This window comes from Geobacillus sp. WSUCF-018B, assembly GCF_002809985.1.
Classification (GTDB): Bacteria; Bacillota; Bacilli; order Bacillales; family Anoxybacillaceae; genus Geobacillus; species Geobacillus thermophilus.
Genome location: NZ_PIJF01000103.1, coordinates 1 through 3,059 on the forward strand (window position 1 = coordinate 1; position 3,059 = coordinate 3,059).

The window sequence follows — 3,059 nt, forward strand, 5'->3', positions numbered from 1 at the left end:
GCTTCGCTTGGTGGCCCCGACGAGCGTCGCGAACAAAAGTTCGCAACCCTCGTCGGGGAATCATTCCTGAATGTCACCCACAAATATTTTACTCACACTTTGTTGTTGAGCAGCTTGTGAGTTAGCATCGTTAATTGTTAAGATAACTTCTTTACCGTTTGCTTTTGCAGCAGTTACTGTTAAACCGCTAGCAGTTGGGAATGTATAGTTACCAACAGTTTCAGCAGTTGTTACATCTACATCCTTGTTGAATGTAACTTTAACTTGTTTAAGGTTAATCGCTTAAAATTAACCATAAATTTCCAAATAAATCAAATCTCAAAAAACCCAACGGATTCAAGGAATCTGTTAATTGGAAAAATTAGTATCATAGTAAAAACCTAGTGAAAGCTGACTAGAATGTTGAACAGCTTAGGAAAAGATGAGTGAAAAACGAACGAGTAAAAAAATAAAAATTCCCGTAAAAACCGTGAGAACCCACAGCAATAAAATTGCAACCTTCAATGAGTGAAATTCAAATCCCGAAAACCCCGTTAAACCCGATAAAAGCAAGAATAAAATAAATAGCTATTCTCAAAAAGATCGTACAAATAATAAATGAGTAACACACATAATACAATAGCATATATAATGGAAGAAACTCGGTATAAAACGACATAAACAAAAGGAACACTCAACAATCTTCCAACCTCCACTCCCCCAGAAAGGTTAACAGATTATCTCCATACAAAAGAGATTGTGAGAGAGCTAGTTTCTGAGAGTGAGTGTTTTGGAACGGGATTTCGGGGAGTTCGGGAAATCCTTGCTATGACTGAAAAAGAAAGCGGGGAACATCCTCCCGCTCCCCACTCTTGATTTTAGTTTTCTTCCTAATTCGAGATTCACTTCATTCATCATTACTTTCTCGACCGTCTTATCTTTTATTTCTTAAGTAGAAAAACGGACTTAGTATTAAGCCCGTTCTGCATTATTTCTAATTAAACAAATCGTCAATTTTTTTCGCACTTAATAATTTGGCAAAGGTCGTCGTTCTATTAACTATTATTCTTGGATGATTTTTGTATTCTTCAGTCAAGGGAATAGGATTCTGAAGTAACGTAACTTCCGAAAGCACAGCGATTTGATATTTATCCCAACTTAATATTTCATCTGCAAACTGAGGATCATTAAGAATACCTTGCATTTCTGGAATAGAATCGAGATCTTCTCTTGTGACATATCGATAAATATGAGAAACTTTGCCGAATCGACTTATGCTTTTTGGTGGGTCGCAATCAGAATCCCCGTAGAACAGCAATGACATCATTGGTGAGACTATTCTGTTGGGTGAGAAGAAATAGAGGTTATATTTATCAAGAATCTCCATAAACCATGGTTGTTGAGTTACTACCACTGCCTCACGCAAATCGCTATGCTTCATCTCACCAATCACTACTTTTTCCATTTGAGTATTTCTCCCCTCTATTTGTAGAATGTGTGAATCGAGAACCTCATTGATGTATTGATTGAGGCTCTTTTCACCTGACATACTCACTAACCTTTGATACTTCTCTTCGCTCAATCTTAATACAAATTTTTTATACAAAGCTTTATAATCAACCCCTTCACTAGATGATATCATTTACTGTGACTTAATGATATCATCTGGTGAATCGCATTGTCAACCATATTTTTCTAATACAGAAAAAAAGAACAGGGGAAGGTTCCCTGCTAAGTTTGCAACACACTATTCAGCTGTTCTTCGTATCCGTACTTTTTGAAAAACTCAGCTAATGCCACTTCAATGATGTCCCGCTGAGTAACGTTGAATTCTTGGCTGAAATCACTCAACAATGTCTGCAACGACGTAGGCAATGCTAGCGTTTTGTTAGCCTTTGCTCCTCTGAATTTGTATCGAGGTAGAGTTCCGTTACTTTCTGTTTCTAACAAGGCAATTAGCTTATCTTGTTTAGTTAGAAGGTAATCAAGAAGGGACTGGTATCTTTCCAATCCCTTATCCAATGTCAAAGATGCTTTTTGGAAAGTTTCTTGACTTTTTCTTTGCTTTTGGGCCAAACTTTCGTCGTATTTGTAGTTTTCTAATTCACTATCCCAGACGTAGCCCTGTCCTTTCATGTATTCTCCCATTTCCTCTACCGTAGCGAATCCATTTTTAAGGGCTACCTGTCGAATGTTTACTTGTTTTTGACTGAGCTGGCGTACAATTTTGGCTGCCTTGGTATTTACAAATCGAGCTTCATCTACGGCAGAAATGGTTTCTTTCTCTCTGGGAACGTAGGTTTTCCCGTCCCAGCGAAATCCTTTTCTGTAAAAGTACACGTCAATGGATTTAGAGCTTTTATTCCCAAAATGTGCAGCTATTTCTTCCCGTGTTTTTCCCTGAGCTAACATTTCAAGAGTCACTTTGATTTTAGGATCATCGTACACAGCTGGGTCAAAGTCTGTCATTTTCTTCTCCTCCTTTAGAAGTCGATTTGTTCAACTGCTTCACGCAAATCATCTTGTTGAACGTGTAAGTACACAGAAGTAGTTTTGAGACTAGCGTGTCCTAACAACCGTTGAATGACGGCAACATGGGTATCTTTTTTGACTAAGTAACTAGCAAACGAGTGACGTAGAATGTGACTTGTGACGTGCTTTTCTATACCAGCTTTCACACATGCTTCTTTCAACAAACGATTAACGTATTGGTCGCTTACAGTCCCTGTTTTTTTGAGTGCAAAGAAGTACAAAGAATCTGTTTTTGGGCGATGGTATTCAAGGTATTCTTTCATTTTTTTAATTAACTGTTGATTCATTGGAACTCGACGGTTTTTACCTCCTTTACCATTGATCACCTGTACAAATCCTTCTTCTAAGTCGACATCATTCAACGTAAGCTGAATGCATTCTTTAATCCGAAGTCCCGTGTATGCCATCATCATCACAAAGTAGTGAATGACAGGATGTTCGATTGATTTGTAACTATTCAGCCACATCATAAAGTGAGCTGAATATTTTTTGCTTTTCCTGTCCATGATGTGAATATTGATAGACAAGGAGGTGAATCGCATGTTGAC

Annotated in this window: 3 protein-coding genes; all 3 read right to left on the bottom strand. The window is 37.8% G+C overall.

Features of this window, described 5'->3' with window-relative positions:
* Nucleotides 1–973: 973 nt before the first annotated feature.
* Complete coding sequence (locus CV944_RS16535) at nt 974–1,444, bottom strand: hypothetical protein (protein ID WP_233205208.1); 471 nt, start codon at nt 1,442–1,444, stop codon at nt 974–976.
* 266 nt (nt 1,445–1,710) lie between these two features.
* Nucleotides 1,711–2,448: a hypothetical protein gene (locus CV944_RS16540; protein WP_100660146.1), complete on the bottom strand. Its 738-nt coding sequence runs from the start codon at nt 2,446–2,448 to the stop codon at nt 1,711–1,713.
* Nucleotides 2,449–2,462: 14 nt separating this feature from the next.
* On the bottom strand, nt 2,463–3,059 hold a 597-nt coding region (locus tag CV944_RS16545; protein ID WP_158236228.1), incomplete at its 5' end, for a tyrosine-type recombinase/integrase.

Bases quoted from the DNA above. Each gene is read 5' to 3' on its own strand.
- CV944_RS16535 (WP_233205208.1), bottom strand. From the start codon at position 1,444: ATGGAAAAAGTAGTGATTGGTGAGATGAAGCATAGCGATTTGCGTGAG.
- CV944_RS16540 (WP_100660146.1), bottom strand. From the start codon at position 2,448: ATGACAGACTTTGACCCAGCTGTGTACGATGATCCTAAAATCAAAGTG.